At 69.2% G+C, this 587-nt stretch carries 1 protein-coding gene; it reads left to right on the top strand.

Annotation, left to right across the window (positions count from 1 at the left end; genetic code table 11):
* Nucleotides 1–587, top strand: a 587-nt coding sequence (locus AB4Y63_RS19140) for a DUF222 domain-containing protein (RefSeq protein WP_441792658.1), incomplete at both ends; no start/stop codon positions are given.

The raw sequence follows: 587 nt of genomic DNA, 5'->3' as shown, positions 1-587 counted from the left end.
ACCGTCGGCTTCGGCCCATTCCGCGACGGACTCTACCCGCTCCGCGGCGGCGTCACTCCGGAGCTCCGCGGGGTGATGAACGGGATCTTCGACACGTACTTGAGTGCTCATTCGCAGCCGGTTCCGGCGGAGCCCGGCCGGTTCCCGACCGCCGAGGAACAAGCCACGCATGAGGCTGAGGAGCAGGACCGGATCGACGCCGGGGAGGTCATTCCCGGCGCCGACCAGCTCGAGGCCCTCGACACCCGCACCGGCGGCGAGAAACGCGCCGACATCCTCCGCGGTCTGTTCGACGCCGCCGCCCGGGACGCCGGCACACCCAAACTCGGCGGGGCGGCACCACTGGTGATGGTGCACGTGAACGCGAAAGATCTCCTGGACGGCACCGGGGTCGGTTGGGCCGACGGCGTCGAGGCCCCCCTGTCGATCAGCACCGTGCAACGCCTGGTCTGCGCCGGCGGGATGCAGAAGATCGTCTTCGCCGACGACGCCGGTGAAATCGTCGCCTTCGACCTCAAGCAACGCTTCTTCTCCTACGGGCAACGCAAGGCGATCATCGCCCGGGACGGCGGCTGCATCATCCCCGG

Source organism: Leifsonia sp. YAF41 (assembly GCF_052113185.1).
In the GTDB taxonomy this organism is placed as follows: Bacteria; Actinomycetota; Actinomycetes; order Actinomycetales; family Microbacteriaceae; genus Cryobacterium.
The sequence above is the reverse complement of the archived record's forward strand: the minus strand, read 5'-3'. Positions and strand labels throughout refer to the sequence as shown.